We start from the raw sequence: 16,329 nt of genomic DNA, 5'->3' as shown, positions 1-16,329 counted from the left end.
GCAGGGGCCCGGAAGTGCCGTCTCACGCCGGGTGGACCTGGGGTCGGTTGAAATGTCCGGCGCTCCGCGAGCTTGCCCTTCCAGTCTACCGGGCCTGCACACCGCCCCCGCACGTGGGGGAGAGGCCGCCGGGCCGCCTAGAAGTTCCCGCCGGGCCCCACGATGCCCTTGGCGGCGTCCCACCGCGAGATTTCGCAGCCGTTGGTGCGCGCGAATGCCGCGTTGACGGGCTCTCCATCGATGGTTCCGCTGACACGGGCGGTCTGCGGCCCGCCGTATTGCTCGGTGCAGAGCATGTTCTTGCTCGGCAACGCTGTGAAGAACCTAACACCGAGGCGGGCAACGGTGGCGCACGCGGGCCCGGGATCCGGCAGGGTGCTCGCCTTCCCGGGGGTGGCGCCGTCGCATTCGAGGATGTACTCGGTGGGCTCGGCCTCGGCCGACTCTTTCACGACGATCGTGAGGCGGGTCGGCGGATCTGCAGGGGCCATGGGTGTTGTCTCCTCATTGGTTGGAACGGCGGGCGTTGCCGGTCCGCCGGGTGAGGCGCACCCGGCGAGGACGGCGGTGATGAGCCCCGCGGCAGCAAGTCCGCGGCGGGCGCGTGCTGACCGTTTCACGTCAGTGTTCCCTTCTGTGCGGTTCCCATCAGTGCGGAATCCAGCGGGAGCCCCGGGTCCAGCGGACCGGTGCCCCAGGCGCCGACCTGCTCCAGGTGCTGCAGCAGGCGTTCACGCAACTGCTGGGCCTCGCGGGAGAATTCCCGCTGCAGCTTCGTGTATTCGGCCTTGCCGGTGGAGGTCTCGATGCGGATCGGAGTGTAGCCCCAGTCGCTTAGATCGTAGGGGGACGCGCGCATGTCCATGACCCGGATACGCCACGAGAGTTCGAAGCAGTCAACAACGAGCTCGCTGGGCAGCACCGGGCCGAGTTTATAGGCCCACTTGTAGAGATCCATGTTGGCGTGGAGGCAGCCGGGCTGCTCAAGGTGGCGCTGGTTCTGGCGCGTGGGGGTGAGGGCATTCAGGGGCACGGCCTGGGGGGCGTAGAAGCGGAACGCGTCGAAGTGCGTGCAGCGGATGTTGGATTCCTCAACGACGTCGTCGGTTCCCTCAGCGCCCAGCCGCAGGTTCAGGTACTCGTGGCGCACCCCGTTGAGCTGCGACTTGTAGGCCATCGCCCATTCGTGGAGGCCGAAGCACCCGAACTGTGCCGGCCGCGCCGCGGTGCCGGCGAGGATTGTCCGCGTGAATTCCAGGGTCTCGCCCCGCTCCCTCCGGAAGGAGTCGAGGTCGACGGCCACCGCGCCCTGCGGGGAGGCAACGGAGCCGTAGTACTTCCAGGAGCGCCGCTCGGCGGCGGGAGCTCCGGTGAGCGCAATTCCGGCGCCGGGATGCCACCGCAGAAGCTGACCCGGCTTCTGGTTGTAGTAGGTGAACAGGAAGTCCTCAACGGGGTGCTTCGCGCCGGTTGACCTGCGCTGCAGGTAGGGCTCGGTGAAGCGGCGGACGCGCTCGTGGTGCTCCTGCTCAAGGAGCTTCGCCTCGTGCTCCTCAAGGACGTCGTGCGTTACCGAAGGCATTATCCAATTATCTACCTTCAGGCCCTTACCAATTCACCGGTGTCAACCTTAAGTTAGTCGAGGGAACCGCTTCCGGATCAGCGTCAACTCCGGTAAATTTGCGTCTGTTGTGGCGGTTGTGACAGTAGTCACAAACGGGGTCCTTGTTGGAGGTCCACAGCGTGAGGGCAACCGGCAGCTCCCGCCCTGCCCGGATCTTGATGAAAGGCACATCTTCCAATGACACAACGAGGACAAGCCGGGCTGCGGAGCCGTTCGTTCCGTGCAGCAACGGCAATCGCGTTGGGGCTGCCACTACTGGTGACATCCACCACCGTGGCCCCTGCCGCGGCGCAGGCCCCCACCCAGGCACCCGCGCAACTGCAGAACGGTCCCGCCAGCTTCCAGGACGGGCGCTACATCGTCATGCTTCAGGAGCACCCCCTGGCCTCCTACGAGGGCGGCACCGAGGGATTCGCGCCGACCAAGCCCGTCAAGGGCCAGAAGATTGCGATCAACTCCAACGCCCGTGCGTACGAGGCGCGGCTGAAGCAGAAGCAGAAGTCGGTCGCTGCAACCGTGAAGGCCGAAGTACGCGCCTCCTTCACCACCGCACTGAACGGGTTCACCGCCGTGCTCACCGCGGAGCAGGCCGCACAGCTGGCCAAGACCCCCGGCGTTTACGCTGTGGCCCCCGACGAGCGGAGGAGCCCTGACTACTCAAGCACCGAATTCCTCGGCCTGACCGGCGAGAGCGGAGTCTGGGAAACACAGCTCGGCGGCGTTCAGAACGCAGGCAAGGGCACGGTCGTTGGCGTCATCGACACCGGCTACCGCCCCGAAAACGCGTTCCTGACGGGCGAGCCCGTCAAGCCGCTGACCGGGCAGCCGGCGGTCGGCGAGCCGTACCTCACGCCAGAGGGCAAGATCGCGATGCTCAAGGCAGACGGCAGCACCTTCCTCGGAGAATGCCAGGTCGGAGAAGACTTCGACGGCAGCGCCTGCAACTCCAAGGTCCTCAGTGCCCGCTACTTCGCAGAGGACTTCCTCGCTTTCGGCTCGGGACGCGCACCGGAAGAGCGCATCTCGCCGATCGACGTCGATTCCCACGGCACGCACACCGCTTCGACTGCTGCGGGCAACGCCGGCGTCGACGTCGCGGTGGACGGCCGGAACTTCGGCAAGGGTGCCGGTGTCGCTCCCGCGGCCGCCGTATCCGTCTACAAGGTGTGCTGGGACGACGCAGACCCGAATACCGGTGACTGCTACTCCTCAGCTTCGGTCTCCGCAATCGAGCAGTCGGTTCGAGACGGCGTCGACGTCCTGAACTACTCGATCTCGGGCAACAACAACTCGACCACCGACCCGGTCGCGCTCGCGTTCCTGGGTGCCGCCTCGGCCGGTATCTTCGTGTCGACCTCCGCCGGCAACTCCGGCCCCACGGCCAGCACGGTCAACCACAGCTCACCCTGGCTGACCACCGTCGCTGCCAGCACCTTCTCGCACGAACTCCAGGGCACGGTTGAGCTGTCCGACGGAACCAAGTACCGGGGCACCTCGGTCATGAACCGTGAAGTACCCCAGACCGCGCTCGTCCTGGCCGCCAACGCCGCCGCCGCCGGGATCGCTCCGGCGGATGCCGCCCTTTGCAAGCCGGACTCACTCGACCCGGCGAAGGTTGAGGGCAAGATCGTCGTCTGCGACCGCGGCGTCGTCGACCGCGTCGCCAAGAGCGCCACCGTCGAAAAGGCCGGCGGTGTGGGCATGGTCCTCGTCAACGTGAACCCCGGTTCCCTCGACCTCGACCTCCACGCTGTACCCACCGTCCACATCCAAGGCGCGGAAATCAAGGAAAAGCTCACCGCCAACCCCTCACTGACCGCCGCTCTGGTCAGCAAGGACACAACGGGTCTTCCGGAGTCACCGGACCCGCAGATCGCGGCCTTCTCCTCGCGCGGGCCGTCGCTCGCAGTGAACTCCGACCTGCTGAAGCCCGACATCACGGCTCCCGGCGTGAATGTGCTGGCTGGGGTGTCCCCCGTAGGCACGGGCGAGAACTTCGGATTCCTTTCCGGAACCTCGATGGCAGCCCCGCAGGTGGCCGGACTGGGTGCGCTGATCCTGGCGAAGAACCCGACCTGGTCGCCCGCGGCCGTGAAGTCGGCGCTGATGACAACCGCTGGCGAGCTGGTGAACGAGGACGGAAGCATCAACACCGATCTGTTCGCCACGGGCGCCGGACACGTCGCACCGCGGTCCATGCTCAACCCCGGCCTCGTCTACGACGCTGATGCGAGCCACTGGAACGCCTTCCTGCAGGGCCTCGGCGCTGAACTGGGCGTGAAGAAGAACAAGGTTGTCACGGCCAAGGACGTCAACGTACCCTCGATCGCCGTCGGACAGCTCACCGGCCAGATGACGGTGACCCGCACGGTCACGGCAACCGCTCCGGGCAGCTACACGGCAAACATCAACGTTCCCGGCGTCGCCGCGAAGGTCGCTCCCGCCCGGCTGGACTTCACAGCTGCAGGCGAGCGCAAGACCTTCAAGGTGACCTTCGAGAACGCATCGGCAGCTCTGGACCAGTTCGCCATGGGCGACCTGACCTGGACCGGAACGCAGGGAACAAGGGTTGTTTCTCCCGTCGTCGTCCGCCCGGTGACCGCAGTGGTTCCCAACGTCGTGTCCCTGTATTCGGAGACCGGAACCGGAACGGGTTCCTTCAAGGTGACCGCCGGCGTCACCGGCACCGTCGACCTCTCGGTCAAGGGCCTGGCAAAGGCCGACCGGACGCCGACCAGCTTGGTGCCCGGGCCGCTGCGCAACGCGAACGATGCCAGCAACGCCCGCAAGGAGGTCGTGGTTCCTGAAGGAACGTCGCTTGCACGGTTCGCCGTGAACTCGGCGGACTCCGCAGCCGACTTCGACCTCTACGTCATTGCCCCGGACGGTGAACTCCTTTCGGCGGCAACGGCTTCGGCGAGCGAGGCGCTCCTGCTGAACGACCCGGCACCGGGCACGTACACCGTCATCGCGAACCTCTATGCCAGCCCCAACGGAGCCGCAACCGCTGCGACCGTCGAGGCCGTAGTGCTCGGTGGGGATGAAGGCAACCTCTCGGTCAGCCCCGACCCGCTCAAGCTCAAGAACGGCAAGGAATCGACGATCAACCTGTCTTGGAAGGATCTCGAGCCCGGCAGCTACGTCGGACGCGTCTTCCTTGGAGATGCGGCCTCGACCGCCATCAGCCTTGAGGTGGGCGGGAGTGCAGCCGCACCGGCCACGGCGCCTGTTGTGATCGACGGCTCCCAGGCCGGCGGCGGAGGTTCGCTGCTGCGCTAGGGAACCACATGCGGGCGGTGTAGAAGCCTGCCTGAACAGGAAGGACCGGGGGCCCACACCCCCGGTCCTTTCGCCGTCTACGGGCGTAAAATTGCGGTATAGCAGTTGGGTGCACAGTTGAAGGAAGCTGGTCAGCATGAGACACACCCCCGCCGCCCCACGGGAGCGCAAGCCACGCGAGCCGTTCTACAACCGGCTCGATTCATTTTGCAGGATCTTCCTCGGCCCCGCCGAGCGAAGCAGCATGGATCTCCCCGCTGAGGGCAAGAACGACAATCAACTCGACGGGTTCGAGATCGAGGAAGACTCGGAGGGCCATCACTACGCGGTGCGCAAGCCGCACCCGCAGCAGTCCTAGCGTCCGGTTCCTGCATAGACGGTGGCTGTCGCCTCGCCGTCGAGTTCAAACGCGGCGTGGACCGCTCGCACCGCTGTGTCGAGCAGTTCGGCGCTCGTGACCACGGAGATGCGGATTTCGGAGGTCGAAATCATATCGATATTGACCCCTGCGTCCGAAAGCGCACGGAAGAACTTGTACGACACCCCGGGGTTGGAGCGCATGCCCGCGCCGATGAGCGAGAGCTTCCCGATCTTCTCGTTGTACTCGACTGACTCGTAGCCCACCCGTTCCCGGGCGGCCTCGAGCGCAGCAAGCGCCGGGGCGCCGTCAACGATGGGCAGGGTGAAGGAAATATCGGTGCGCCCCGATCCGTGGGTCGATACGTTCTGAACGATCATGTCGATGTTCGTGTGGGCGCCGGCGACGATGCCAAAGATCTCGGCAGCCTTGCCGGGGATATCGGGAACCCCGACCACTGTGACCTTCGCTTCCGAGCGGTCGTGTGCGACGCCCGAGATGATTGGCTGTTCCAAGGGTTCTCCCTCTTGAATCTTGATCTGGTCGTCGGGGCTGGGCAATACCCATGTCCCTTCATGGTCGCTGAATGATGACCGCACGTGAAGCGGAACTCCGAATCTCCGCGCGTACTCGACACTTCGCAGATGGAGTATTTTGGCCCCGGATGCGGCCAGCTCGAGCATCTCCTCGCTTGAAATGGTTTCGATTTTCTGGGCCGAGGGAACGACGCGCGGGTCCGCGGTGTACACGCCGTCGACGTCCGTGTAGATCTCGCACACGTCGGCCCGGAGCGCCGCGGCAAGGGCGACGGCGGTAGTGTCGGACCCTCCGCGGCCGAGCGTCGTGATGTCGTTGCTGTCCCGGCTCATGCCCTGGAAACCCGCGACGATCGCAATGTCGCCCTTTTCGATGGCCGTGCGGATGCGGTGTGGGGAAACGTCGATGATGCGGGCCTTGCCGTGGATGGCGTCGGTGATCATGCCGGCCTGGCTGCCGGTGAACGACTGCGCCGAAGCCCCGAGCCCGTGGATCGCCATCGCCAGGAGCGCCATGGAGATCCGTTCCCCGGCGCTGAGCAGCATGTCCATCTCACGCGGATCGGACGTTCCGGACACCTGGGCGGCAAGGTCGAGGAGCTCATCGGTGCTGTCGCCCATCGCCGATACAACGACAACCACCTGGTTGCCTGCGGCCTGGGCCTTCACGACACGCCGCGCAACGCGCTTGATCCCTTCGGCGTCCGCGACCGATGACCCACCAAACTTCTGGACTAGAAGGCTCATTCACTCGCTCACTGACATCAGGGAATTGTTCAGGCACCGCCGCGGTAATCCACCGGGCCGGGCCACGTCGTGTCAGTGTATCGGCGGGCGGAGCGCCATCTCCAATTGTGCGTCGCAATATGGACAAACGTCCGCGGCTGCAATTTACTGCCGGGAAGAGGGCGGAAATCCGCACTTCATGGCATAGGGTCTGCCTATGAACAACGAATTTGGGGGAATCGTTGTCGAGGCTGTCGCGCGGAGATTCGGCTCGGTGCAGGCGATACGCCATATCGACTTCGTGGCTCCCCCCGGTGAAGTGACAGCCCTTATTGGACCGAATGGGTCCGGCAAGACAACCCTGCTGCTGGTCCTCGCGTCGCTGCTCGCGCCCGACGCCGGAACCGTGAGGGTGGCCGGCCTCGACCCAGCGACCGACCCCGAAGGGGTGCGGCGGCTCGTTGGCTGGATGCCCGACACCCTTGGCATGTGGGAAACGCTTTCAGCGCTGGAGGTGTTGGCGACCACGGGCGCCCTTTACGGGATGCGCAAGGAAGAGCGGGTAGCGCGGGCACACGAGCTGCTCGAGGCAGTGGGCCTCGGTGAATACGCGAGCCAGCCGGCCCGCGTCCTCTCCCGCGGCCAGCAGCAGCGACTCAGCCTGGCGCGCTCCCTCATCCACGACCCTTCGGTGCTGCTGCTTGATGAGCCGGCGTCGGGGCTCGATCCCGGATCACGGGTCGAACTGCGGACCCTCCTGAGGCGTCTCGCCGAGGAAGGCAAAACCATTGTGGTTTCGAGCCATGTGCTGTCCGAGCTCGATGAGATCGCCGACCGCGCCGTCTTCGTCAACCGGGGCGAGTCGGTCAAAAACCAGACCCTCGACGAGGCCGGAAGCCAGGCCCGGCGTTACTACATCCAGGCCAAGCCGATGGGCGCACTTGCCGCGGCGCTGCAGAGCCACGGAGTGCAGTTCCAGGAGCGCGGCGACACACGCCGACTCGAATTCCAGGTGCTGCTGGGCAGCACCGAGCAGGCGGCGTGGCTGCTGCGCACCCTCGTGCTGAGCGACGTCGTTGTGACCGCCTTCGCCCCGGCCGGCGGTGCCCTTGAAGAGACCTACATGAGCCTGGATACGGAAAGACGATGAGCGTAGAGATCCAGCAGCCACAGCAGGCTGCCGAGAGCAGGAGCCTTTCCTACCGGTCGGCTGTCCTGACCGTGTTCGGGTTGGAGATGCGCCAGCGGCTGCGGAGCAAGGGCTGGTACATCATGCTGGTCGTCTGGTTCGTGGTGATAGGCGTGGTGTTCCTTCTCGGATTCCTCACGACCGGCACCTACGAACAGACCGGGGCGCTATTGTTCGACCTGGTGGTCGGGTTCGTCCTGTTCTTCGGGCTGCTGGTTGCCCCCGGGCTCTCGGCGAACGCAATCAACGGCGACCGGGCGGGAGGTACCCTTGCGGTCCTGCAGGTCACCCTGCTGCGGCCAAGCCAGCTCTTGATGGGCAAGTGGCTCGCCTCATGGGTTGGCTCCCTTGCGTTCCTGCTGCTCAGTGCCCCCTTCATCTTCTGGGCGTTGGCGCTGGGCGGGGTACCGGCACTGGAGGCCTTCCTTTCCCTGCTGATGCTCGCCGTGGAGCTGGCACTTGTGTGCGCCATCGGTGTTGGAGTCTCCTCCATCGCACCCCGGCCACTCTTCTCGATTGTCACGAGCTACATGCTTGTTGCGCTGCTCGGCCTCGGGACGCTCATCGCGTTCGGATTGAGTTCCGCACTTGTCACCGAGGAGGCCGAGGTGACCACCTCCTACATGGAGTACACGGGTCCCGCGATGGACGGAGGGGTACAGGCGCCGGCGCGCCAGGCCACTGATGAGGACTTCGAGTGCCGGACCCAGACGAATACGCAGCAGGTCGTGCACACCGAGCGGATAGCCTGGCTGCTCGCGGCAAACCCCTTCGTGATCGTGGCTGACGCTGTTCCCTATACGCGTTCGGTGCAGCAGAGCTTTGGGTACATTTCCTCCAGTTATCAGCCACAAGGCGTCATGGAAGGCATCAGCGTTCAGGTTCGGACACTTCAAGCCGGGCCCGACTATGAGATCACCTGCGACGAAAGCCAAGGGATGCCACGCGAGATCGACGACGGCTACCCGATCTGGCCGCTGGGCATCGGATTGCAGTCCCTCCTGGCCGGAGGCCTGCTGGCCGTGGGCCGCAGGAAACTGACAATGCCGGCACGCAGGCTGGCGCAGGGAACCCGAATCGCCTAGGGGCCCAGCGTGTACGGCTCGGGCGGGCGGCTAGGACATCGAACGGCGGCCCTCGAACGCGCGGCCGAGGGTCACCTCGTCTGCGTACTCGAGGTCTCCGCCGACAGGCAGCCCGGAAGCGAGACGGGTGACAGGAATGCCGATGGTCTTGAGCATCCGCACCAGGTAGGTCGCGGTTGCCTCGCCTTCGAGGTTCGGGTCGGTTGCGATGATGATTTCCTGGATCTGCTCGTCCGAGAGTCGGTTGAGCAGTTCCCGGATACGCAGCTGGTCCGGGCCGACGCCCGCTATGGGGTTAATCGCCCCACCGAGCACGTGGTAACGGCCGCGGAAGGAGCGGGTGCGCTCAACGGCAATAACGTCCTTGGATTCCTCGACCACGCAAATCATCGTGGGATCCCTTCGTGGATCCCGGCAGATGCCGCAGGTTTCCTGTTCCGCGACATTTCCGCAGATGGCGCAGAACTTCACCCGCTCCTTGACAGTGGTAATCGCCGTGACGAGCCGCTGCATGTCTTCGGTGTCCGCTTCGAGGATGTGGAAGGCAAGCCGCTGGGCCGACTTCGGACCCACACCGGGCAGGCGTCCCAGCTCGTCGATAAGCTCCTGAACCGCGCCTTCGTACACTTGACCTTCTTCACACTATTCAGAGGATGCCGCGCTGGTCGCGCGGCGTTTTGCGGCATGGCCGGTAGGAATTCCGGCACTGCTGCTTGCGCTGCGCCGGGCTACTGCGTTTCGATTCCGCGTTCTTCGATCAGCCTGCCGTTGAGGATGCGTTCGATGGCCGAGCGGCCCACCAGCCCTGCCTCTTCGATGGTTTCATCGTCGGCGCTGGGTTCGTCTTCGACATACTTGAAGTCTACGGCGCGCTCGCCCGCTGCGGCGCTCTCTGCCCGTTTCCGGGCAGCCTCATCGAGCAGCCGCTGGTAGCGGCTGACGGGTTTATTAGAAGGCGCTGGCTCATTGGTTGCTGGCTGGCCCGGCGCCTGCTGAGCCGCTGCCTGCTGAGCCGCTGCCTGCTGAGCCGATCCCTGGTCCGGTGCTGTCTGGCCCGGTGCCGCCTGATTGGCTGTCCGCTGTGCCGCCGGTGTTGTCCGCTCCGGAGACGTCTGAGCCGCTGCCTGCTGAGCCGGTGCTGTCTGCCCCGCTGCACGCTGTGCCCCCGGAGCCACCTGCCTCGCCGCCGGGCTTGCTCCCTGCTGCCCCGGCGACGTCTGTGCCGCTGCCTGCTGTGGCGTCCGGGCCGCCGACCCCGCGTCGGGCCGTGGGGCATCAGTCTGCAGGGTGCGGCCCTGCGGCGCTTGGGCCTGGGGGGAGCGGGACCCTACGGGGGAGGGGCCTGCGGTCAAACCGCTTCCGCCCGCCCCGGTTTCCGCCGCGAGTCCGGCCGGAGACGCCGGGCGCGCCGAGGAAACGGCCGGCGCTGCCGTCGAGCCGTTTCGCTGAGCCTGGACGGCTTCCACATGCGGGGGACCGCTGGGTGCGGCGCTGTATCCGGGGCCCGGGTCGTACGCATCTTCGGGCGGTTCAACCATGGCCCATGAGTCATCGTCAGGTGCGTCTGGTGTCCACCCGGGTGTCGGCATCGGATCCGGTGCAGTGTCCTTTTCCGGAACCGCTGCAGCCGCCGAGCGCCGGGGCGCCGCTGCTGCGGGCCCTGTCTGCCCAGCCGACGGAGCGGCAGGCGTCGCACCTGGGCCGGCCTTCAACGGTGCTGGATCAGTTGCCCATCGCTGCGGTTCGGGCACCCTAACCGGAGCAGCCATGGGCGATGCCTGGGCTTCCGTCTGGGGCCGAGCCGGAGGTGTCCGGTTCGGAGTCTGCGCTCCAGTGTGCGGCTGCGCACCAGCCTGTGACTGAGCATTCGGCTGCGAGCCCGTCTGTGGGTGTGCAACGGCCTGGGTCGAGGTCTGTCGGTGCGCAGCCTCTGGCCCCTGGCCACGACCCGGCGCACCAACCGCTCCGGACTGACTTCCACCCTGCGCTTGGACCGGAGGTGTTGGAGCTGAACCCGGCGTGCCGGCAGGCGTTGCCTGAGGGGGGCCGTTGTGCGGGCCGGATGCCTCATCGGAGGCCGCCCTAGCCGGCGTTGGCCGGCTAGCCGGTACTTTTGGGCCCGACTCACCCTGCCCATCGAGAATGGCCTCAATGTTGCAGGTCAGTCCAAGGACCTTGTGGATCGCCTGTTTAACGTTGTCCATGTGCGGTCCGCGTTGGAAAGCAATTGCATTGCCAGGTGTGGCGAAGGCAAGAACTAGCTGGTTTCCGTCGAAGGAGCGCGGTTTCGCGTCAACGTTGACGTTCAGCCACGTGATGCGCTTGATCTTCGCGAGCTCTTCCATGATTTCCGGCCAAGCACGGCGGATCATCTCAACCTGGCCGGACCCTCCACCAGACGCCTGTTCGGCCGGCGCTGTCGCCGCAGCAGGAGACTGGACTCCCTGCGGACGCTCCGGCGTACCCGATTCAGCCCGGGCAGGCCCGCCTTGCGTGGTTTCAGGCTGGACAGTCTCGGACGCGGCAGACTCGGCGGGGGCGGGCTCGGGCCGTGCTGATTGCGGCACGGCCACAGCGGGCCGGGCAGATGCAGGGACGTCCTGTGCCGGCGTCGAGGCGTCAGCACCCCAGCTGCCGCCCCAATCCGGGGAAGGCGCCGGCACCTGCGCGCCGCGCTCCGCGGAGCGTGGAACCGTCGATGGCCGTGTTTCGGCTGCCGTCGGTGCCGCTGGAGCTTCAGGCTCCGCAGTTTCGCGTGTTGTGGCACCAGCATCAGCTGCTTCTGGTGCGGTGGTTGTGGAAGCCACTGCAGCTGGAACCGCAGTGGGGCTCGAGGTTGCGGGAACCGAGGGCGCCGGAGCCGCCGAAGGCGCTGCGGCGGGCCTGGATGCCCGATCTCCGGTCGCTTCCCGTGCGGGACCATTTGTCTGAGCCGGAGCGGTTTGTGCAGTAGCGGTGGACCGTGACGGCGCCTCACCCTGCGCCGGAGCGGTCATTGGCGCTGCGCCTCCGGCGTACTCGAGGCGACGTTCAATCCGATCGACGCGGGCGAGGGTGCCGGTGGCGGACTCATCGGCCGCGGGCAGCAGCAGGCGGGCGCACAGCAGTTCAAGGTGCAGCCGAGGGGAGGTGGCTCCGGTCATCTCGGTGAGTGCCGTGTTGGTGACGTCGGCGGCACGTGAGAGTTCACCGGCGCCCAACTGGTTTGCCTGCGTCCGCATCCGGTTCAGCTGGTCCTCGGGCACGCCCCGCAGGACCGATGCTGCGCCTTCGGGGACTGCGCGAACCACGATCAGGTCGCGGAAACGTTCGAGCAGGTCCTCCACGAAGCGCCGGGGATCGTGTCCTGTCTGGATCACCCGGTCGACGGCGGTGAACACCGTCGCTGCGTCGCCCGCAGCAACAGCGTCAACGACGTCGTCGAGCAGCGTTGCGTGCGTGTAACCGAGCAGGGACACGGCAAGCTCGTAATCGAGCCCCGATTCACCCGCACCCGCCATCAACTGATCGAGCACGGACAGGGAGTCGCGGACCGATCCGCCGCCGGCCCGAATCACGAGCGACAGCACGCCGGGGGCGACACTCACGTTTTCCTGCCGGCACAGCAGTTCAAGGTAGGCAATGAGCGGTTCCGGCGGCACAAGCCGGAAAGGGTAATGGTGGGTCCGGGACCGGATGGTGCCGATCACCTTGTCCGGCTCCGTGGTGGCGAAGATAAACAGGATGTGTTCCGGCGGTTCCTCAACAATCTTCAGCAGGGCGTTGAAGCCCGCCGAGGTGACCATGTGGGCTTCGTCGATGATGAAGATCTTGTAGCGGTCGCGCACGGGCGCGAACGTTGCGCGTTCCCGTAGATCGCGTGCATCGTCGACGCCACCATGGCTTGCGGCGTCAATCTCGATGACGTCGAGGCTGCCTGATCCGTTCCGCGCGAGTTCGACACAGCTGTCGCAGACGCCGCACGGGGTGGGCGTCGGGCCTTTTGCGCAGTTGAGGCAGCGGGCGAGGATGCGAGCAGACGTCGTCTTACCGCAACCACGGGGTCCTGAGAACAGGTAGGCGTGGTTGATGCGCCCCTTCTCGATGGCGGCCATCAGCGGAGCGGTGACGTGCTCCTGGCCAATCACGTCCGCGAAGGTCTCGGGGCGGTACCGACGGTATAGGGCTGTACTCACAGATGAACCTTATCGGTTGGGGGTGACGGAACGCATTCCGGTGGAGGAGAAGGTGGCAGGGCTTACAGTCCATGGTTCACGGGGCAGGGAGGCGGGATCGAAGGCCCGCAAGGCGTCGGCGAGGGAGGTGCGGGGCAGGTTCAGGGATTCGAGGATCAGGGAGCGGACCTGGGCTGGGGTCACACGCTCCTCGGCAAGCGCCTCGAGCGTTACCGCGCCGTCCCTCTTGGCGAGCCGGCGCCCGTCGGTATTCAGGGCAAGAGGGACATGCGCGTAGACCGGAGCGGGCAGCCCAAGCAGCCCGGCAAGGTAGGACTGGCGCGGCGCCGAACTGAGCAGATCATCACCGCGCACCACCTGATCGACGCCTTGGGCCGCGTCGTCGACCACCACCGCAAGGTTGTAGGCGGGGACGCCGTCGTTCCGCCGCACGACGAAGTCATCAACCATGCCGGTGAATTGCCCGTGGAGCAGGTCGGTGATGGTGAACGCCGCAGTGTTCGCGCGCAGCCGGAGGGCCGGTGGCCTTTGCGCCCTACGCAGTGCTCGCTCGGCCGGGGACAGGTTCCGGCAGGTGCCCGGGTAGCTGCCCGGAGGAATGTGGGGCGCGGAGGGCGCCTCGGCGATGTCGCGCCGGGTGCAGAAGCACTCATACACCAGGTCCGCCTGCTCAAGGCGGGCCAGGGCGTCTGCATACAGGGTTCCACGCTCACTCTGTCGGACCACCGGTGGATCCCACGTCAGCCCGACGGCGGCAAGCTCGCGGAGCTGGGCGGCTTCGGCACCGGCGCGTTGCGCATCGAGGTCTTCAATGCGGAGCAGGATGCGTCGTCCGCTGGCTCGGGCGAAGAGCCAGGCCAACGTGGCCGTCCGCAGGTTTCCGAGGTGCAGTTCCCCGGATGGGCTTGGGGCGAACCGCCCGGCTCCTGACTGCTGATCCACTGGTGCGCTCCTTACCGCGTGCAGAGAGATGGCAATCGGCATCTCCTGGGGCGCCGGTCCCGGAAAGCGGGACGCTTAAAGATAAGACCCCCCATGCACCTGCCAGAGCCCGCTTACCCTTGCTACCTTCCGGTCCTGGGGGAGTTCACAGGATGACACCACATGAGGGGCCGGGAAATAGTCTACAGGAACTCCGAGGTTGGTTTTCCGCCCTCATCGGGCGACCGCTGTGGGCTCGTAATCCCGGTCCCGAAACGGTGCTCTCGGACTGTGTGCCGCCCTGGAACGCCGCTCTAGGACCATGGGTGGAACAATGCGGAGCGAGGTGTGGAACGGCGGGCACAAATGCTTGGACCGACAACTGCTTAGAGCGAAAACTGCTTGGAGCAACGCTGTCATCAGAACAGCCCCACCTCAGAACGCCACGCTGTCAGAACCACCACACCCTCAGAACCACCACACCCTCAGAACCACCACACCCCAGGACCACCACACCCCAGGACCACCACACCCCAGGACCACCACACCCCAGGACCACCACACCCCAGGACCACCACACCCTCAGAACCACCACACCCTCAGAACCACCACACCCTCAGAACCACCACACCCTCAGAATGGCGGAGGATCGGCCTCGCTTCTGCGCTCCGGCGGTCCGTTCGGCAGGACTGGTACTGCCGAGGGCGGTGGCTCGGACCGGGTCACGTACTTCCTTCCGGTCGGTGATCGCCATGCGAGTACGCCGCCGCGGAACTGCTCGACGGACCAACCTGCCTCGTGTTTCATACGGTGATGCTTGGGGCACAGGCACGCGAGGTTCGCGGGGTGGGTGCCTCCTCCGTCTTCCCACGCGATGGTGTGGTCGATGTCGGCGGTTCCAGCCGCGCTGTTGCAGCCCGGGTACCTGCAGGTCTTGTCCCTAACCCGGAGGTAGGTCCGGAGGTCTCGCGGCACCCGATAGCGGCGGCGGCCGACGTCGAGCACCGCCGAATCAATTGGATCGGTGAGCAGGCGGATCAGGCTTGGGGCGCCGGCGGCGAGTTCACGCGCAACGGTTGCCGGGATCGGCCCGTATCCTTCAAGCTCCGCGGGCTGGTCGCTGGAGCCGAGCAGGGACAGGACCGGAACGGTCACAAGCACCTGGGGCCGGATGCCGCGAAACCGCCCGCGGCCGTCGAAGCAGGGGCCGTTTACCGAATCGCTGTCCTCGATCACCAGGGCGGTCAATGCATCGGCCCGCAGCTGAGCCAAGGTGCGCTCCTCCGCCGGGCACTGGGCCGCCCGGGCGATCTGCGTGAGGCGGTCGAACATCGCTACCGCGTGCTCCGCCTTCAGCCTGGCGCCTAGGTAAGCCATGCCGTCGGCAGCAGGCTCCAACCAGACGGCCCGTTCTGTTTCGGCCTTGGCCCGGCGTTCGGCATGGGCGTCGGGGTGGGTTTTCTCCCGGAGGCGCCGGGCCCGAACCGCGAGCTGCGGGCGAGTAAGCTCCGGTGCCGCTTCGAGCAAAGACATCTCATAGCTGCTGCGGGCCTCCTCCGGGATTCCTGTGCCCTCCCGAACGATCACCTGTGCGTGCTGGTAGTGGATGTTTCCGGAGGCAAGCGCCTCAAGTGAGGCCGGGAAGTCCTCGACAAGCGCGGCTGACTCATTGAGCAGGAAACCCGCGGTTCCTTCTGGCACCTTAAGGACACACGCCGTCTCGCTGACGGCATTCATCGACGCCGTCAGGCGCTCGTTGGGTGATGAGGCGGCTTCCGACATGGCGGCACCGACCCTGTGCACGATCCGGGCTTTCATCGCCGATAGCCACCGCTCAAGCCGGGCAGCCTGGTCGAGCGCGCTGAGGGCGTCGTCCGGTCCGAGCCCGGCGATCATCTCGTCATCAAGGGCGACGAGCGACTGTGCGAGCCAGAGTGGTTCATGGCCGAGGAGCGCCCACAGTTCGTTTTCGAAGAGCGAATCTGGCGTTTCATACCCGCCATAAGGAATGAAGTTCGGGGCTTGGTATCCCGAGACGGATTCGGGCGCTGCGTGTTCGGCGCTGGGGGCTGAATGAGTCGAACCGTGCACGGTATCGGAGGCCGCGTTAGGCGGTCTGCGCATGGAAGCGGAATTGGATGCTCCGCACCCGGCGCCCGGGGCAGCGGCTGGTGACCCGTTTCCTGTACCGAAGGCCGCCGCGGGCAACCAGTACCCAGCGCCGAAAGCGTCCGGAGCCGTGGTTTCCGCTGATCGGTTGACCATAGGTACAGTCCATCACCCTCCACTGACAAAACAGGCTCGACAAGACGGGCTGGCGGGACAGGCCGATAGGGCGGGCCCCGTACGATATGTCGGCACAAACAGGCCCGCACGGCAGGACGGGGCCGCACGACTGGGCCGCACGACTGGGCGACATGACAGGCCTGCACTTAC

General features: G+C 66.1%; 11 protein-coding genes and 1 other RNA gene. 4 read left to right on the top strand and 8 right to left on the bottom strand.

The genetic code is table 11. From position 1 onward, the window contains the following. Nucleotides 1-137 precede the first annotated feature (137 nt). Nucleotides 138-620 (bottom strand): serine protease inhibitor, encoded by a 483-nt coding sequence (locus AC4D14_RS12080; RefSeq protein ID WP_490902604.1) that lies wholly within the window; start codon nt 618-620, stop codon nt 138-140. Next, nucleotides 617-1,582, bottom strand: a complete 966-nt coding sequence (locus tag AC4D14_RS12075; RefSeq protein ID WP_490902603.1) for a 3-methyladenine DNA glycosylase — start codon at nt 1,580-1,582, stop codon at nt 617-619. Before AC4D14_RS12075 ends, AC4D14_RS12080 begins: the two co-directional genes overlap by 4 nt. A 219-nt stretch (nt 1,583-1,801) precedes the next feature. Between AC4D14_RS12075 and AC4D14_RS12070 the strand changes: the two genes are divergently transcribed. Both AC4D14_RS12070 and AC4D14_RS12065 read left to right on the top strand, forming a co-directional pair. Beyond that, nucleotides 1,802-4,903, top strand: coding sequence for a S8 family peptidase (locus AC4D14_RS12070; RefSeq protein WP_490902602.1), 3,102 nt, complete (start codon nt 1,802-1,804; stop codon nt 4,901-4,903). 136 nt (nt 4,904-5,039) lie between these two features. Continuing rightward, a complete protein-coding gene (locus AC4D14_RS12065) occupies nt 5,040-5,261 on the top strand; it encodes a hypothetical protein (protein WP_490902601.1) in 222 nt (73 codons plus the stop codon). Here the strand turns inward: AC4D14_RS12065 and AC4D14_RS12060 are convergent. Further along, entirely contained in the window at nt 5,258-6,544 is a 1,287-nt protein-coding gene (locus AC4D14_RS12060) for an aspartate kinase (protein WP_490902600.1), read from the bottom strand. The genes AC4D14_RS12065 and AC4D14_RS12060 overlap by 4 nt on opposite strands. A gap of 196 nt (nt 6,545-6,740) precedes the next feature. Between AC4D14_RS12060 and AC4D14_RS12055 the strand changes: the two genes are divergently transcribed. After that, nucleotides 6,741-7,673: an ABC transporter ATP-binding protein gene (locus tag AC4D14_RS12055; protein WP_490902599.1), complete on the top strand. Its 933-nt coding sequence runs from the start codon at nt 6,741-6,743 to the stop codon at nt 7,671-7,673. Continuing rightward, entirely contained in the window at nt 7,670-8,797 is a 1,128-nt protein-coding gene (locus tag AC4D14_RS12050; protein WP_490902597.1) for an ABC transporter permease, read from the top strand. The genes AC4D14_RS12055 and AC4D14_RS12050 overlap by 4 nt, the downstream gene beginning before the upstream one ends. Before the next feature lie 30 nt (nt 8,798-8,827). On the opposite strand, the gene recR is transcribed toward AC4D14_RS12050, so the two are convergent. From recR to AC4D14_RS12025, 5 genes are all read right to left on the bottom strand, one after another. Further along, entirely contained in the window at nt 8,828-9,424 is a 597-nt protein-coding gene (gene recR, locus AC4D14_RS12045) for a recombination mediator RecR (RefSeq protein WP_490902595.1), read from the bottom strand. A gap of 101 nt (nt 9,425-9,525) precedes the next feature. Continuing rightward, nucleotides 9,526-12,972, bottom strand: a complete 3,447-nt coding sequence (locus AC4D14_RS12040) for a DNA polymerase III subunit gamma and tau (RefSeq protein WP_490902593.1) — start codon at nt 12,970-12,972, stop codon at nt 9,526-9,528. A gap of 9 nt (nt 12,973-12,981) precedes the next feature. Further along, on the bottom strand, nt 12,982-13,956 hold the full coding sequence (gene gluQRS, locus AC4D14_RS12035; RefSeq protein WP_490902590.1) for a tRNA glutamyl-Q(34) synthetase GluQRS: 975 nt from the start codon (nt 13,954-13,956) through the stop codon (nt 12,982-12,984). A gap of 37 nt (nt 13,957-13,993) precedes the next feature. Next, nucleotides 13,994-14,089: signal recognition particle sRNA small type (gene ffs / locus AC4D14_RS12030), an RNA gene on the bottom strand. 437 nt (nt 14,090-14,526) lie between these two features. Further along, the gene (locus tag AC4D14_RS12025) at nt 14,527-16,017 is read right to left on the bottom strand and encodes an HNH endonuclease signature motif containing protein (RefSeq protein ID WP_490902589.1); all 1,491 of its coding nucleotides are present in this window, start codon (nt 16,015-16,017) and stop codon (nt 14,527-14,529) included. Between the last annotated feature and the right edge of the window lie 312 nt (nt 16,018-16,329).

Source organism: Arthrobacter sp. TJ-254 (assembly GCF_058269175.1).
Note: the sequence above shows the minus strand (reverse complement) of the source record. Positions and strands in the feature narration are given on the sequence as shown.